The organism is Gemmatimonas aurantiaca (genome assembly GCF_037190085.1).
Classification (GTDB): Bacteria; Gemmatimonadota; Gemmatimonadetes; order Gemmatimonadales; family Gemmatimonadaceae; genus Gemmatimonas; species Gemmatimonas aurantiaca_A.
In genome coordinates this window covers 1032720-1048040 of sequence record NZ_JBBCJO010000005.1, presented here as the reverse complement: position 1 = coordinate 1048040, position 15321 = coordinate 1032720, and the positions used below count along the sequence as shown (strand labels likewise).

Here is a 15321-nt window from a genome sequence, read left to right as displayed (position 1 = left end):
CGGTGTCGCCGATGACCGCGGCCTTGTGGGCCTCCGAGCCCTTGCCGCCCTCGTGGCCGTCCTCGATGTACTTCTTCGCGTTGTCCCACGCACCACCGGCGTTGCTCAGGTAGTTGGCCATGAGCTGCCCGGTGAGGATGACCGCGGCGAGGAACGCGCCGAGGGCCATGTAGCCGATGCCGAAGCCGATGATCAGCGGCGTGAGGACGGCGAGCAGCGCCGGGGTGGCGAGCTCCCGCAGCGACGCCGCGGTGCAGATGTCGATGACCGGGCCGTAGTCGGGCTTCTTGGTCCCGGCCATGATCCCGCCGTCGGCGAACTGCTTGCGCACCTCCTGCACGACGGTCGCCGCCGTGCGGCTCACCGCCCGGATCGCGAGCGCCGAGAAGAGGAAGGCGATCGAGCCGCCGATCAGCAGACCGATGAACACCTGCGGGTCGGCGACGTTGATCTGGGCCTCGGGCAGGGCGAAGATGCCCGCCGGTTCCTGGATCGCCGCCCGGATCTGCTCGAACGGCACGAGCTCACCGACCGAGATCTCGATGTAGCTCGCGAACAGGGCGACCGCGGCGATGACCGCGGAGCCGATGGCGAAGCCCTTGGTGACGGCCTTGGTGGTGTTGCCCACCGCGTCGAGCGCGTCGGTGATCTTGCGGATGTCCGGACCCAGGTGGCTCATCTCGGCGATGCCACCGGCGTTGTCGGTGATGGGGCCGTACGCGTCGAGCGCGACGATCATGCCGGCCATGGACAGCATGGACGTGGCGGCAATGGCCACGCCGTACAGGCCCGCGATCTGATAGCAGCCGTAGATGGCCGCCGCCACCACGAGCACCGGGGCGGCGGTGGAACGCATCGACACCGCGAGACCGGCGATCACGTTGGTGCCGTGACCCGTTTCCGATGCCTTGGCGATCTGCTGCACGGGGCCGTATTCGGTGGCCGTGTAGTACTCGGTGATCACCACCAGCGCCGCGGTGAGCGCGAGGCCGATCATGGCGCAAACGAACAGCGGTGTGGACTGATCGGCGGGGAACATGATCGACGTCACGGCGAAGAACGCGATCGCCGCCAGCACGCCCGACACGATCAGACCGCGATACAGCGCCGACATGATTTTCCCACCCGGCGAGACACGCACGAAGAACGTGCCGACGATGGACGCGGGAATGGACACCGCGCCCAGCACCAGCGGATAGAGCACACCGGTGTTGCCGTAGGTGGAGAAGCTGAGACCGGCCACCAGCATCGCGGCGATCACGGTCACGGCGTACGTCTCGAACAGGTCGGCCGCCATGCCGGCGCAGTCACCCACGTTGTCACCGACGTTGTCGGCGATCACGGCGGGGTTGCGCGGATCGTCCTCGGGAATGCCGGCTTCGACCTTGCCCACGAGGTCGGCGCCGACGTCGGCGCCCTTCGTGAAGATGCCGCCGCCCAGACGCGCGAAGATGGAGATGAGCGACGAGCCGAACGCGAGACCGACCATCGGCTCGAGCGCGTGCTTGATCGCGTCTTCCCCGCTGCCATTGCCGATCACCACCAGGTAGAAGCCGGCCACGCCCAGCAGGCCGAGTCCGACGACCAGCATGCCGGTGATGGCGCCGCCCTTGAAGCTGATGTTGAGCGCCGCGTTCAGACCACTCGTGGCCGCCTGCGCCGTGCGCGAATTCGCGCGCACCGAGACGAACATGCCGATGAAACCGGCCACACCCGAGAGGATCGCGCCGATCGCGAAGCCGATCGCGGTCATCCAGCTGCCGAGGCCGAGGCCCACGGCGAGGAAGAGCACCACACCGACAATGGCGATGGTGCGGTACTGACGCTTCAGGTAGGCGTCAGCGCCTTCCTGGATCGCGCCGGCGATCTGCTGCATGCGTTCATTGCCTGCGGGTTGGGCAATGATCCACCGCGCGGACACGATGCCATACACAATGGCAATGCCGGCGCAGACGAGCGCGAGAATGAGGGCGTACTGCTCGAGCACGTAGAGTTCCGTGGAGGGGAATTGTGTCGTCCGAGGCCCCCGCCGGGGCCCACGCAGGGCGCCGATTGGGGGGCAGCCTGGGGAAGATCACCGATAAAGCAGGCTGATGCCAGTGTTTTCCGCCTCCCGTACAGGATCCCATACGGATCCCGGCGCGCTTGTCCCCTCCCGGATTCCGCCGCAGCTTCCAGCGCATGCGCATGTTCACCCTGTCACTGCTCGCCCTCCTGGCCGCCTGCCGGCCCGCGGGAGGCCCCGCGCCCGGACCCTCTGGTCCCTCGGGACGGGCAAATCCCACCACCTACCCGGCACTGCCGCCCCAGTACACCATCGCCGAGGGGCAGTCGCAGATCACACCGGCGTTTGCCGACACGACCCTCTGGGTGCGCGAGCACCTCTGGGTGGAGACGGAGTTCGATTCGGACTTCGACGGCAAACCCGACCGTGTCCATGTGGACGTGACCCGACCCGGCGCCACCACCAGCGGCCTCCAGGTGCCGGTGGTCTACGAGACCAGTCCCTACTTCGCGGGGACCCTGGGCAATGACGACGTCTTCTGGCCCGTGAAGCAGGAACTGGGCGACGACCCTCCGCCGCGGAATCTGGGCAAGGGCGTGCCATTCAATCCCAACCGGACCCGCATCTCCGCCTCGCAGGTGCGCACCTGGGTCCCGCGTGGGTTCGCGGTCGTGCACTCGGAGTCCCCGGGGACCGGGCTGAGCCAGGGATGTGTCACCATCGGGGGCATGAACGAATCGCTGGCGCCCAAGGCCGTGGTGGATTGGCTGAACGGTCGTGCGAAGGGGTACACCACCGTCGACGGCCAGGAACAGGTGGTCGCCACCTGGTCCACGGGCAAGGTGGGGATGATCGGGACCTCCTTCAATGGCACGCTGCCGGTGGCGGTGGCCACCACGGGCGTGGCCGGTCTCGAAGCCATCATCCCCGTCTCCCCCAACAATTCCTACTATCGCTATTACCGCTCCAACGGCCTGGTGCGTGCGCCGGGCGGTTATCAGGGCGAGGACGTGGACGTGTTGTACGACTACGTCCAGAGTGGCAATCCGGCCACGCGCGCCATCTGCAACGAGCGGGTGCGGGACGCGGTGCTGCGGAAAGGCATCGATCGCCGCACCGGGGACCTGAGCGACTTCTGGATCAACCGCGACTATCTGTCGCAGGCCAAAGGCATCCGCGCCGCGATGTTGACTGCCCACGGCTTCAACGACTGGAACGTGATGCCGTCGCACACGGTGCTCATGGCCGAAGCCGTCCGCGCCAATCACGTACCGGTGCAGATGTACTTCCATCAGGGCGGACATGGCGGCGAGCCGCCGATGGCCATGATGAACCGCTGGTTCACGCGGTACCTGCTCGGTGTGCAGAACGGGGTGGAAAAGGATCCGCGCGCGTTTGTGGTGCGGGAAGGCGCCAATCGGCAGACGCCCACACCGTATGATGACTATCCCAATCCGGCCGCCGCACCGGTGATGTTGTATCCGGGGAATGGTGGACGTGCCGTTGGGGTCCTGGCTTTCACCGCACTGGGTGGGCAGGGACGGGAAACGATCACCGATGATGTGGACAAGAGCGGCGCCGTGCTTGCCGCCGCGGCGTCGTCACCCAATCGGCTGATGTTCGCCACGCCGACCCTCACGCAGCCTGTGCATATCTCGGGCACGGCTCGCGTGACGCTGCGATTGTCGTCCAGCAAACCGGCCGCGAATCTGTCGGTGTGGCTGGTGGAACTGCCCTGGCCCGCGCCGCCCGGTGGCGCCAATGCCGGTGCGGCGGCGAACAACGGCAATGCGGGGATCATCACCCGTGGCTGGGCCGATCCGCAGAACGCAAAGTCGTTGCGGGTGTCCGAACCACTGAAGCCCGGCGAATTCGTGACCGTGTCGTTCGATCTCGAACCCGACGATCAGATCGTACCGGCCGGCAAGCGCATCGGACTCATGATCATGTCCAGCGATCGCGACTTCACGCTCTGGCCCTCGCCGGGCACGGTGCTCACGCTCGATCTCGATGGCAGTGCGCTTTCGCTGCCCATCGTGGGCGGGCTGCCCGCACTGCAGCGCGCTATCCAGTAGCCACATCGAGCCCTTCGTCTCGCCTGTCATGTCATTCATCGCATTCACACGCTCATTCACACGCCGGAAATTTCCCATGAAGCGACGCTGGTCGGTTTCCGTGTCCGCGCTGCTGCTCGCGAGCCATGCCACGGCCTGCGCGACGGGTGGTACGACGTCCTCGAGTGCGTCGGGATCCATGGGTCCGATCGCCGAACCCGTGCCCGCGTCGGTGGCGCGTCCCACCGCGGCCAGTCAGCGCGAGGACGGACGCTGGGCCGACTCCGTGCTCGCCACGCTCTCGGTGCGGCAGAAGGCGGCCCAGATGGTGTGGGTGTGGGCACTCGGCGACTACACCCCCGTCGATGCGCCGGCCTATGTCGCCATCGAACGACAGGTGCGGGAGCTCGAACTCGGCGGCATCATCATCTCGGTGGGCGGACCGGCCGACATCGTGCTCAAGGTGAATGCCCTGCAGCGCGCGGCGAAGCTGCCGCTGCTGGTGGGGGCGGATCTCGAAACCGGCGCGGCGTTCCGGGCGCGTGGCGGATGGTTCCTGCCCAATGCCATCGAACTGGGCGGCGCCACGTCCTTCCCGTATCAGATGGGCATCGGCGCCACCCGCGACGAGAAGCTGGCTTACGAGATGGGACGCGTGACGGCCGTGGAAGGTCGTGCCATGGGCATCCACATGGCGTTCGCGCCGGTGCTCGACGTCAACAACAATCCGAAGAACCCCGTCATCAGTGGACGGTCGTTCGGCGAAGATCCCGCGCTGGTCGCGCGCCTGGGAGCGGCGCTGGTGCGCGGTCTGCAGGAGAACGGGATGCTCGCCACGGGCAAACATTTTCCCGGTCACGGCGACACGGAGCAGAATTCGCACCTCGAACTGTCGCGCGTGAATGTGTCGCGTGCACGTCTCGACAGCGTGGAGCTGCGTCCTTTCCGGGCGGCCATCGACGCGGGTCTGCGCGGCATGATGACCTTCCATGGTGATCTGCCCGCGCTCGACTCCACGCACACCGCGGCCACGCTCAGTCGCGCCGTGATGGTCGATCTGCTGCGGCGTGACATGCACTTCGAAGGACTGCTGGTCACCGATGCGCTCGACATGAACGGTGTGATGGGCAGCCTCACGATGCAGGAAGCCACGCTGCGCGCCGTGGAGGCGGGCAACGACGTGCTGCTCATGCCCACCGACGCCCGTGCATCCATTCAGGCCGTCGTGGACGCGGTTGCGTCGGGACGCGTCACCGAAGCCCGTCTGAACCAGTCGGTGCGCAAGCTGCTGATGGCCAAGCACGAATTCGGTCTGCATCGCGAGCGCCTCGTGTCGGTGGAAGGCATCCGCGCGCACGTCGGCACACAGGCCAATCTCGAGCCGGCGCGGATGGCCGCACAGAAATCCATCACGCTGGTGCGCGACTCGCTGTCACTGGTGCCGTTCAGGATGCCGCGCACCGCGCGGGTGGTGAGCATCACGGTCTCGTCGCGGGTGGACATCGCGGCCGGACGTGGACTCGACGCCGAGTTGCGGGCGCAGTACCCGCAGCTGCTTTCACTCACACTCACGCCCGAAGTGGTGGCCGAGGCCACGGCCGGTGCGGCCGCGGGCAACACCGGGGGGTATCGGGTGAGCCCCGATCCGACCATTCTGCCGGCGTCCGTCGAGAACGCGCTGGCGATCGCCCGGGGTGCGGACATGGTGATCGTGTCGAGTTACATCGGCGCGGCCACGAACACCGCCAACATGAAACCCACTGCGGGGCTTCCGGAGTTGCTCAACGGACTCAAGGCCGCGAGCACACGTGTGGTGCTGGTGAGTTTCAACAACCCGTACCTCGCACAGGGGTTGCCGCTGACCGACGTGCATCTCATCGCCTGGAGCCCCTGGACCATGTCGCAGCGCGCCGCGGGACAGGCGCTGCTCGGCAAGACCCCGATCACCGGACAGCTGCCGATCACGATTCCGGGCGTGGCGGCATTCGGGACGGGATTGCGGCGCTGATCGCCACCTGTCACGCATCGGCCGTACTCACATGGTACTCACATCGTACTCCCCTCACCACTTCTCATGAACTTTTCACGTTCCGCGTTCGTCGTCACGTCACTCACGATTTCGGCGACGGTTGCGTCGGCGATGGTGCTCGCCACCAACCTCACCGGCACATGGACCTACGCCGTGACCACCGAGAACGGCACGGGCACGCCCACGGTCACCATGAAGCAGCAGGGCGATTCCATCAGCGGCACGTACGAATCGTCGCGCATGGGCGCGTTGCCGTTCAAGGGCACCGTGAAGGATAAAAGCTTCACGTTTGCCGTGAACACCAGCGGCGGCACCACACTCACGTTCACCGGCACGATCATCGACGACGATCATGTGAAGGGTGACGTGGACTTTGCCGGTCAGGGCGGCGCGACGTTCACCGGCGAACGTCGCAAGTAGCCGGTCAGGCAGGCCGCGCGTTCATCACGGTCATGCGGCGTCCGCCGACCCGGCGGGCACGCCGCATGACGGGCAATACGGATAGAACGCGTTCTTGCGGGTGTGACAGCCGCCACACTGATCGAAGAGGCGCAGTCCGCAGTGCACGCAGAAGTTGGCGGGGCCGTTGGGGCCCGTGGCAATGCGCCGTTCACATCCCGGGCACACCCCTGCGTCGATGCGCTTGAGGGCTTCTTCGTAGGGCAGGGCGCGGCGTCGCTCGGCTTCGGTCTGCTGCTCCACACGTTGACGCTGGGCGAGGTAGCGGCGCATCGCGCGGATGATGTACACACCCGCCACACCAGAGGCGATGATCCCCACGGCGTAGCGCACGTAGCCGCCATAGCTGGGCAGGAACGGCACCAGTTCCACGAAAAACGCGAATACGGCAAACAGCACGAACCCGCGCAGCAACGGCCAGTATTCGCTCCGGCGTTTGCGCGCGACCAGCCATCCGGCGATCAGCAGCAATGGTAACGTGAGCGCGAGACGGATGCCGAACACCTTGAGTTCCTGCGTGAATCGTGCACGCTCGAAGCTCCCGCGCGCGGCGATCTCGAGGTCCACCTCCGCTTCGCGATTCGCCTCCTGCGCCTGCGTGATGGCCAGCAGTGTCTCGTCCAGCTTCTCGACCCGCGCCTCGGCTTCACGCTCGGTCGACTTGAGCGTGTCGAGCGCGCGTGTGCGGCTCAGGACTTCCGGATCCTGCGCCGGATCGGTGGTGGCCCGGCGTGTCGCGACCCAGGCGTCGAAGCTCTCGCGCTGCGACGTGTAGGCGTTGCGGGCCACCGCATGCTGCTGCGACGCGCGATCACGCTCGTCCCGCGTACTGCGTTCCACCTGCAGCAGCGAATCCCGCGTGGCATGCAGCGGCACCAGCTTGGCGGGATCGATGAACTCGGGAAGACTCAGCCCCTGTTCGACGCCCGGCAATTCCGCGACGATCTTGCCGCCCAGTCCGATGAGGAAACCGGCGAAGATGATCGAGACCGCCCACATCGCGATGGCAAAGAGCCGCTCGGGAACACGAAAGGATCCAAACATGGCACGTTCAGAGCAGGAGGATTCGCGACTCGGGGCCGCAGGAAATCGTCGTCGGAGGAAATTGCACCTCACTCTCGGCCCGTCGGAAGGCGCGGCCGGGCGATTGTCTCAAGGGTATCCTCTGGCGTCCTGCTCGACGCCTCCTGATAATTCCCTCTTTCGCCCCCTTTCGTCTACGCGCATGAGCCTCATCTCCTTGCTGCCCCGCTGGACCGAGTCGCGCTGGGATCAGCCTCTCGATCGTGCCCTGCTCGATCATCTCGAACCGCAGGCGGCCGTTGCCGGCTTGACGGGCCCGGGACCACAATGGTCGTTCCAGACGGGGCATCTGCATACGTTGGGCGATATGGTGCATGCCTGGGTCGGTTGGGGACGCCTGCCCGTCCGCTCCACGCCGGAAGAAGCGCGCACCGTCACGGGGCAGGGCGACTTCATCGCTCAGCTGATCCGGTATCTGAAGGCCATCGATCATCTCGGCCTCGTCGACGGCGACTTCATCGATCACATCTATCAGCACAACTGGCTGGTCGCCGATCTGTACAGCGTGATGGACGTGCTCGAACTGACGGCCTTCATGGGCGACACGAGCGGATCGAAGTTCCGCATCGTCGAGATCGGCGGCGGGTGGGGCCGCGTGCCAGAGATGTTGCTGCGTCTCTTTCCCGGCAAGATCGAATACGTGATGCTCGATGCGGTGCCGATCTCCCTGGTGTCGGCCGAAGCGTATCTCCGGGGTGCATTTCCCGAACTCACATTCGGCAGCTTCGCGCGGGGCGACGAATACCAGCCCGGCAGTTACGATGTGTACTTCATTCCGACCTGGGAGCTTGCTCACCTCGGGACGGCGCGATTCGATGTCGTCATGAACATCGAGAGCTTCCAGGAGATGACCCAGGAGCGCGTCGACTACTATCTCTCGTGGTTCGATCTGGTGATTGCCGATCATGGCATCGCCTACATCGCGAACTCCCGCGATTTCGTATTCGTCGGCGACTGGAACTTCCCCACCTCCTGGCGCACGCTGGCGCGGCATCGTACCCCGCGGTCATGGACCCCGGACAACTCCACGCATATCCTGCGCAAGGAAGTGGGCCACTTCGGTGCCGGCAACCGCATCATCGATGTGGCGTATGCGAGCACGATTCCCACCGATCCTTCGCACGTGGCGGTTCAGACACTGCGGAGCGTGCGCAAACCGGGACAGTAGCCACGGTCTGCGCATCGCCGCGCGTTCAGTGCGCCAGTTCGGTGACCAGATCCACGATGGACGCGAGGGGCACCCGCTCGATGGGATGCGGAACCCCAGGCAGCAGTGACGCGCGGGCGTTGGGCATCAGTGCCGCCACCTCTTCGCAATCACCCAGCGTCACGCTGTCGTCCTTCTCGCCGACAAGCAGGTGGACAGGGCTCCGAATCGTACCAAATGCCGCGTGCGTGAGAGGCGGCGCATCGCCCAACTCGCGCAGGAGTGTCGCCGTGCGCTGCATCATGCGCTCCCAGCCGCCAGCTCCCTCGTGACGCGCTGCCAGTGTGTCGGCGAAAGCCGGTACCTTGGCAGCAATCACCGCCGGATCGAGCCGCGCCGCCGCCTGCTCGGCGATGGCCGGCGTCCAGCGCACCATCGTTCCGAGCGTCACGAGTGGGCCGATCACACCGGCCTTACGCGACGCCAGCAGCATGGCCGCGTATCCGCCCATGGAGTAACCGAAGACCACGGGCAGATGTCCCGTGTCCTCCCGCATCGCCACCGCGGTACCGGCGAGGGTGTCGGCGAATGTGTCCATGCCGAACGATTTCCCTTCATCGAGCGGCGTGTGTCCATGTCCCGGCAGCTCGATGGCGCGGGCCGACGTGAACCGACCCGAGGCCATCAGAGCGTCCACCAGGGGCTGCATCTGCTGCGCACTGCCCAGGGCCCCGTGCACCACCAGCACCGAGGGCCGCGCCATCACTTGCCCTTGAAGGCCGCGATGGCCTGCCGGGTGAACGGTGAGAGCGCGAGGGTGCCACTCATGTGCGCGCGTTCGGCGAGCATCGCATCCCATTGTTCCGTGCCGGCCCAGAACACCTGCTTCATCTGCGCCATGGCATCGGGATTGGAGCGTGCGAGTGTGGCCGCGAGCTGATCCACTCCTGCATCGAGCGCCGCGACATCGTCGTAGAGACGGGCATAGAGCCCGCGACGTTCACACCAGGCGGCATCGCGCCAGTCGGCGTCCACCGCCATCTGGCTGAACGACGCGAGTCCGAGCTTCTTCTCGATCACCGGCCCCACCACGAAGGGACCGATGCCCACGGCCAGTTCACTCAGTTTGGCCGACGCCGTACGCACGGCCATGCTGAAGTCGGACGCCGAGATGAGGCCCACCGCGCCGCCCGCGGCCTTGCCGTGCACGCGTGTGATGACGAACTGCGGCGCGCGGATCATGGCGAGGATCACGCCCGCGAAGCCGCTGAAGAACTGCTGTCCCTGTGCGGGTTCCGACAGCGAGGCGAGTTCGTCGAACGATGCACCCGCGCAGAAGGGGCCGGTGCCGCCGCTTTGCAGCACGATCACGCGCACGGCGGGGTCCTGGCTCACCCGGGTGACCGTGGCGGCGAGTTCACGCAGCAGCACACCCGGAAGGGAGTTGCTCTTGGGGTGGAAGAACTCGATGCGCCCGATGCCGTTGGCGAGGTCGGTGCGGACGTAACCGTCCGCGGAGTTGGTGGGGGAGGGGGAGAGAGTCATGATGAAAAGATAGCGGACGGCATCGGGAACTCCTCGGGGTGGCGCATCGAACGACGCCCGGACCGACATCGGGATCGGCCACTTCCCGGTGCACGCTCAACGCACGCTCAACGCACGCTTGGCGCAGGCTCAACGCACGCGCGAGATGGGGCCGACGGATTCGAGAGCGGGGACGACCTGCCCGTCGCGACGCTCGGCGAAGAACGTGACCAACGCGATGCCCACGGCCTGTCGCCCCGAGAAGTCGCGCTTGGAGACCTGCAACTCGAACTGCGCGCGACTGGTGGTGCGACCTTCCATGATCTTCACGGTGCCCACCATCGCCATACGATGATCGTCGCCATCGCGAAAGAAATTCGCGATCTCCCGGACGGAGGCACCCTTCGTGGCGCGCAGCGCATTGAACAGGTCTGAAGCTGCCTGACGCATCTCGGCGGCGGACGGCAATCGTGGTGCCTCACCGACGGGTGGCGTGGTGTTCGCAGTCGTGGGCTCGGATGGTGTCGGCGGCGGCGCGGTGGGCGCGGACCGTGCGACTTCAGGTTCTGCATAGGCCGAGGCGCGTGCGGTCGCAGCATCGGGCTCGATACGCGCGCCCGGGCTGTTCTGAGATTCGGTCGGAACAGCCGTTCGCGAAGCACTTCTGGTGGACCGATCGGCACCGGGCGACGCACCACCCTTCTGTGTGTTGGGCGCCGATACGGATGGCGCCGGGCGATTCGACGGCGTCCCGGATGCCATGGCGCGCGCTGAGGGCGGAGCCGATGGGGTATCGGCTGCGGTGGTGCCGGCGCGCGATGCATCGATCGATGACATCACCACCGTGCTGTCCGGGGTGTCTGTCGCTGGAGTGGTGGGCAATGATGTGGTGGGCTGGGCCACCGTGGTTTCCGTCGCGGCGCTGGTGCCTGCGGCGTCCGGTGTGCCGGCGCTCTGGCGGTATACGATGAATGCCAGTGCTGCCGCCGCCAGTCCGCCGGCGATCAGCATGACGGGCTTTGTCCTTCGTGGTGAGGGTGGCGCAACCGGCGTTGCTGCCTGGGGCGCCGCCTGGGGCGTAACAGGCGTTGCTGCCTCGGGCGCGGCCACCGTCGACGCCGCGCGAACACGAATGACACAACTCGCACGAATGGCTGGCGTTCCGCCTGACGCGAAGGCATGACGCGGTGCCACGATCAGTCTGGTGTCACCAGGCAGTCGCGGCTCCACCAGCCACGATCCGACATCCACCGCGATGGCGTCAGGCCGATCGAGCAGCACGTCCAGTCCGGTGGTGGACACGGGCGCACCATTCGCGTCGAACGCGTGCAACGGCAGCGTGAACGAGGCCCCGACTTCCGCATCGAAACTGTTGGCGTCCAGTCGTAGCGCCGCGATCACCGGTGCCGGCGGAGGGGCGGGCACCGGCGTTGACGGCGGCGGAGTGGAGGGCGAGCGCCCTGCCGGCACCGGGCTCACCGGCGTGAGTGCCATCAGTGCGGGGACTTCCTGTGCACGCTGTTGTTGCACCAGACGCGCCGCAGCCGCCAGGGCGCGTCCGCCGTTGGCCGGCAGCGACTCCGACACTGCGTCAGCCAGATCGTGCAGCGACGGCCAACGCTGCGCCGGTTCCTTCTCCAGCATGCGCATGACGGCATCGGCAAGAAACGCCGGACAATCGGGGCGGAGTTCGCGCACAGGCGTTGGGACCTGGTTGCTGTGTGCGAGAATGAGCTGGTACAACTCTCCGCTGAACGGCAATCTGCCCGTGAGTAGCACATACGCCGTCACGCCGAGCGAGTACTGATCCGACGGCGGCCCCACCGGTTTCTCGGTGAACTGCTCGGGGCTCATGTACGACGGGGTGCCTACCTGCGTGCCCGTTTGCGTGAGCGATGTGCCGCCGAGGGCCTTGGCGATCCCGAAGTCGGTCAGGATCACATCGCCCTTCACATTCACCAGAATGTTGGCCGGCTTGATGTCGCGATGGACGATGCCTTCGGCGTGCGCGTGGGCCAGTGCGCGCGCGGCACCGGCCACGATCCACCGGACATCGTCGATGGCCACAGGCGTGGCCTGCTGACACAGGTGATCGGCGGCCATGCCTTCCACGAAGCTCATCACGAAATACGAGAGCTCGTGATCCTGCTGGATGTCGTGCACGACGATGATGTTCGGGTGCTGCAGCCGCGCCGCGATGCGTGCCTCGAGCAGGAAACGATCGGACATACCCGGTGTGAGACTCAACCGCGGATCCATCACCTTGATGGCCACACGCCGATCCAGCTTGAGATCGTGCGCGAGATACACCACCGCCATGCCTCCCCGTCCGAGTTCGCCGGCGATGTCGTACGTACCCGCTGTCGACAGGCGCAGTCGTTCGAGCAGCGGGTCGCTGCTCGTGGCGGGTGAAGCCGGGGCCGTGGGGGAGATCATCGTTCGAACGGGGGCGAAAGGGGGGCGGGAGTGCCCGAACTTACCGCGCTTTCCGGGCCTCTGCCTGTTGGCATCCGCCGTTCGTCGCCTTGCAGGCACTCACGCCCGTCGCCTACTTGTCAACGAGATCGTTCCGGCGGTCCTTCATGTTTCCGGTACGCTGGTCATCAGAGGGAAGAGGCGATGGACTTGAACACTTGGCTTGCCCAGTGGGCCCACAAATCGCAGGAAGTCCAGGGTCGTGTCCGAACGGCACGCACGTTTCTGCAGCAGCACTATCCAACGCGTCCGGACCGGATCCTGAGTGAGATACGGTGCATCGATTTCTCCCGACCTGTCAGTGTTCCGTCTCTGCCGGTGGGAACGCAGCTCGTGGGTTTCAAGGACCCGCGGGTTTCACCGTACCGGGCCTCGTACTTCACCAGGGCCGGAATTCCCATGGAGCGACTGGGCGTTTCCTCCTCGGGAAACCTGCGGACGTCTCCGAAAGTCCTGCCCAAGACACTGTATCGATACGAGGTCCTGGTCACGGTTCCCGAAGGGGAGGTACTGGAGTCGACCTGCGGGCCTGCGGCCGACATGTGGTCCATCATCGATCGAAAGGTCCTGGCGAGTGGCGGGGGATTGCAGTACCTGATTCCGAACATGAATCGGTACCTCCGGTTCATTGCGTGACGTTGTGATCCATTGTGATCGGGATAGCCTTCTCCCCGATCAATACGGGAGCCGCCCGTGTGTGCGCGGCACGCACTCATCCAACAGGACCGCACTACGCACCTGCGCGCGCAAGCAATAAATCCCTGGCGAGTTCAAGCACCGCCACCGCTTGTGTGACACGACCCGCATCCGCCCCAAAACAAAACCGGCCCCGGAGCAACGCTCCGGGGCCGGTTCTGTCAGCAGGATCGCTTACTTCAGATCCCCGAAGCTCCGACGGCCCGCGCGCTCACCTTCCGAGCGGCAGCTCGTCGGGGCGCCCTGTCCATCGAGCAACTGCCAGATCTCGACGCGGCGGTTGGCCGCCTGCGCCTGACGGTTCGCGGCCGACACCCGCGGACGACGCGCCGGCGGCGGTTCCTGCTCCGTATCGCCGTTGCGCACCAGGATGCACTGCTCGCCGAAGCTCGACCACACCACACGACCGCGGAGGGACGCGGCGTCGGCACCGGCCACCTTCATCAGCTGGTTGTACACCGCTTCCGCACGCGACTTGGCCAGCTTGTTGTTGTACGACTCCGAGCCGTACCAGTCGGTGTGGCCTTCGATCGAGATGCGGATGTTCGGGTTCCGCTTCATCACGTCGACGATGACCTTGAGCGTGTCGTTGCCCGCCTTCAGCACCACCGCCTTATCGAAGCTGAACAGCGTCGTGTCGAACGCCACGCGGGCCGCGGGCAGAGCCTTGCACTCCACCGTCGCCTGCTGCGTCTTCGTCGTGCCGTAGGCCGTCTTCGAGACCGTGATGGTCGTCGTGCCGGCCGCGTTGCACGTCACCGTGCCGTTGTTCACCGAGGCGATCGACGGGTTGGCCGACGACCACGTCACCGCGCCCAGATCGGCGTTGTCCGCATCCACCGCACGCGACGTGAACGACAGCGTCTTGCCCACATCCGTCGAGCCACTGCTCGGCGACAGCGTCAGGTTCCAATCCGGCGCCGGCACCGTCACGGTCGACGACGCGGTCCGATCCAGCTTCTTCACCGTGCCGCGGCAGGTGATCGTGGCCGTACCGGCCTTCACCGCCGTCACCTTGCCGGTGTTGTCCACCGTGGCGACCGAGGCATCGCTCGACGAGCAGGTGAGGTTCTGCACGTTGCGGAGCTCGATCGGACGGCTCTTCGCGTCCGCCGCGCTGAGCGCGAACTGACGGTCCGTGCCGCGGTTCACCGTGGCGCTCGCCGGGTCGATACGCAGTGCCCAATCGAACGTCTCACCCTCTCCGGCGCAGGCACCACGCAGCGCGTACGTCACACCGACACGCAGGGAACCGTTGCTGGACGTGCCATCGAGCGGCTGTTCGTTGGGCGACGGGTTGAAGTCCCACAGCCCGTCGATCCGGGTGCCCCACTTGCCGCTGCCGCAGATCTTGACGCCGAGCTGGGTCGCGAAGCCGTCTTCGTATTCGTTGGCCGTGGCCCGATTCGCGAACACCGAGTTCAGATAGCCAACGCCAAGGATGAGCGACGTCTTCTTGGACGACGTGACGGGAACCGTCAGCGTACCCAGGGCCCGGAACGGCCGATAGGTGATCTTCTCGAATGGATTGCGGGTGGCTTCGGTCTTGCCGAGGTTGATGTCGCCCTCGACACCAAGCCACTTGTAAATGGACATCCCGATGCGGCCACCGCCGCCGAAGACGTCCCGCTTCATCCGCAGGTCCGCGTCGAGCTTGGTGTACTGCCCGAACACGCCGACTTCAATACGTTCGCCAAGGCCCTGAGCATGGGCCGTCGGTACCGCTGCAATAGCGGCCAGCAGCGAGATTCCGACCAGCTTTGTCTTCATGGAAACCTCTGGTTATGAGCAGATTATGACGGGTCCAGACACTACCCGTGTCCCTCCGTCAGGTACGAACCGGACGAAT

General features: G+C 66.0%; 11 protein-coding genes. 5 read left to right on the top strand and 6 right to left on the bottom strand.

Annotated elements, in window-relative coordinates:
* Positions 1-1987 (bottom strand): sodium-translocating pyrophosphatase (locus WG208_RS10260; RefSeq protein ID WP_337171248.1); only part of this gene is annotated, 1987 nt, incomplete at its 3' end.
* Between the two features lie 158 nt (positions 1988-2145).
* Here WG208_RS10260 and WG208_RS10255 point away from each other — a divergent pair.
* From WG208_RS10255 to WG208_RS10245, 3 genes are all read left to right on the top strand, one after another.
* Positions 2146-4080, top strand: coding sequence for a Xaa-Pro dipeptidyl-peptidase (locus WG208_RS10255; protein ID WP_337171247.1), 1935 nt, complete (start codon positions 2146-2148; stop codon positions 4078-4080).
* A gap of 76 nt (positions 4081-4156) precedes the next feature.
* Positions 4157-6067 carry a glycoside hydrolase family 3 N-terminal domain-containing protein gene (locus tag WG208_RS10250; RefSeq protein ID WP_337171246.1) on the top strand — a complete coding sequence of 637 codons (1911 nt, stop codon included), beginning with the start codon at positions 4157-4159 and terminating at the stop codon, positions 6065-6067.
* A gap of 66 nt (positions 6068-6133) precedes the next feature.
* On the top strand, positions 6134-6508 hold the full coding sequence (locus WG208_RS10245) for a hypothetical protein (protein ID WP_337171245.1): 375 nt from the start codon (positions 6134-6136) through the stop codon (positions 6506-6508).
* 30 nt (positions 6509-6538) lie between these two features.
* On the opposite strand, the gene WG208_RS10240 is transcribed toward WG208_RS10245, so the two are convergent.
* The gene (locus WG208_RS10240) at positions 6539-7591 is read right to left on the bottom strand and encodes a zinc ribbon domain-containing protein (protein ID WP_337171244.1); all 1053 of its coding nucleotides are present in this window, start codon (positions 7589-7591) and stop codon (positions 6539-6541) included.
* 181 nt (positions 7592-7772) lie between these two features.
* On the opposite strand from WG208_RS10240, the gene WG208_RS10235 reads away from it, so the two are divergent.
* A complete protein-coding gene (locus WG208_RS10235) occupies positions 7773-8798 on the top strand; it encodes a putative sugar O-methyltransferase (protein ID WP_337171243.1) in 1026 nt (341 codons plus the stop codon).
* Positions 8799-8823: 25 nt separating this feature from the next.
* Here the strand turns inward: WG208_RS10235 and WG208_RS10230 are convergent, their stop codons facing one another.
* From WG208_RS10230 to WG208_RS10220, 3 genes are all read right to left on the bottom strand, one after another.
* Entirely contained in the window at positions 8824-9540 is a 717-nt protein-coding gene (locus WG208_RS10230) for an alpha/beta hydrolase (RefSeq protein WP_337171242.1), read from the bottom strand.
* The gene (locus WG208_RS10225) at positions 9540-10322 is read right to left on the bottom strand and encodes an enoyl-CoA hydratase/isomerase family protein (protein ID WP_337171241.1); all 783 of its coding nucleotides are present in this window, start codon (positions 10320-10322) and stop codon (positions 9540-9542) included. Before WG208_RS10225 ends, WG208_RS10230 begins: the two co-directional genes overlap by 1 nt.
* A 129-nt stretch (positions 10323-10451) precedes the next feature.
* Complete coding sequence (locus tag WG208_RS10220; RefSeq protein WP_337171240.1) at positions 10452-12737, bottom strand: protein kinase; 2286 nt, start codon at positions 12735-12737, stop codon at positions 10452-10454.
* A gap of 183 nt (positions 12738-12920) precedes the next feature.
* Between WG208_RS10220 and WG208_RS10215 the strand changes: the two genes are divergently transcribed.
* Positions 12921-13412 (top strand): polymorphic toxin type 46 domain-containing protein, encoded by a 492-nt coding sequence (locus tag WG208_RS10215; RefSeq protein WP_337171239.1) that lies wholly within the window; start codon positions 12921-12923, stop codon positions 13410-13412.
* A gap of 234 nt (positions 13413-13646) precedes the next feature.
* Here the strand turns inward: WG208_RS10215 and WG208_RS10210 are convergent, their stop codons facing one another.
* A complete protein-coding gene (locus tag WG208_RS10210; RefSeq protein WP_337171238.1) occupies positions 13647-15242 on the bottom strand; it encodes an Ig-like domain-containing protein in 1596 nt (531 codons plus the stop codon).
* Between the last annotated feature and the right edge of the window lie 79 nt (positions 15243-15321).

What these genes read in the sequence shown, in the direction of transcription:
- WG208_RS10250 (WP_337171246.1), top strand. Translation starts at nt 4,157, where the DNA reads ATGAAGCGACGCTGGTCGGTTTCCGTGTCCGCGCTGCTGCTCGCGAGC.
- WG208_RS10245 (WP_337171245.1), top strand. Translation starts at nt 6,134, where the DNA reads ATGAACTTTTCACGTTCCGCGTTCGTCGTCACGTCACTCACGATTTCG.
- WG208_RS10240 (WP_337171244.1), bottom strand. Translation starts at nt 7,591, where the DNA reads ATGTTTGGATCCTTTCGTGTTCCCGAGCGGCTCTTTGCCATCGCGATG.
- WG208_RS10235 (WP_337171243.1), top strand. Translation starts at nt 7,773, where the DNA reads ATGAGCCTCATCTCCTTGCTGCCCCGCTGGACCGAGTCGCGCTGGGAT.
- WG208_RS10230 (WP_337171242.1), bottom strand. Translation starts at nt 9,540, where the DNA reads ATGGCGCGGCCCTCGGTGCTGGTGGTGCACGGGGCCCTGGGCAGTGCG.
- WG208_RS10225 (WP_337171241.1), bottom strand. Translation starts at nt 10,322, where the DNA reads ATGACTCTCTCCCCCTCCCCCACCAACTCCGCGGACGGTTACGTCCGC.
- WG208_RS10220 (WP_337171240.1), bottom strand. Translation starts at nt 12,737, where the DNA reads ATGATCTCCCCCACGGCCCCGGCTTCACCCGCCACGAGCAGCGACCCG.
- WG208_RS10215 (WP_337171239.1), top strand. Translation starts at nt 12,921, where the DNA reads ATGGACTTGAACACTTGGCTTGCCCAGTGGGCCCACAAATCGCAGGAA.
- WG208_RS10210 (WP_337171238.1), bottom strand. Translation starts at nt 15,242, where the DNA reads ATGAAGACAAAGCTGGTCGGAATCTCGCTGCTGGCCGCTATTGCAGCG.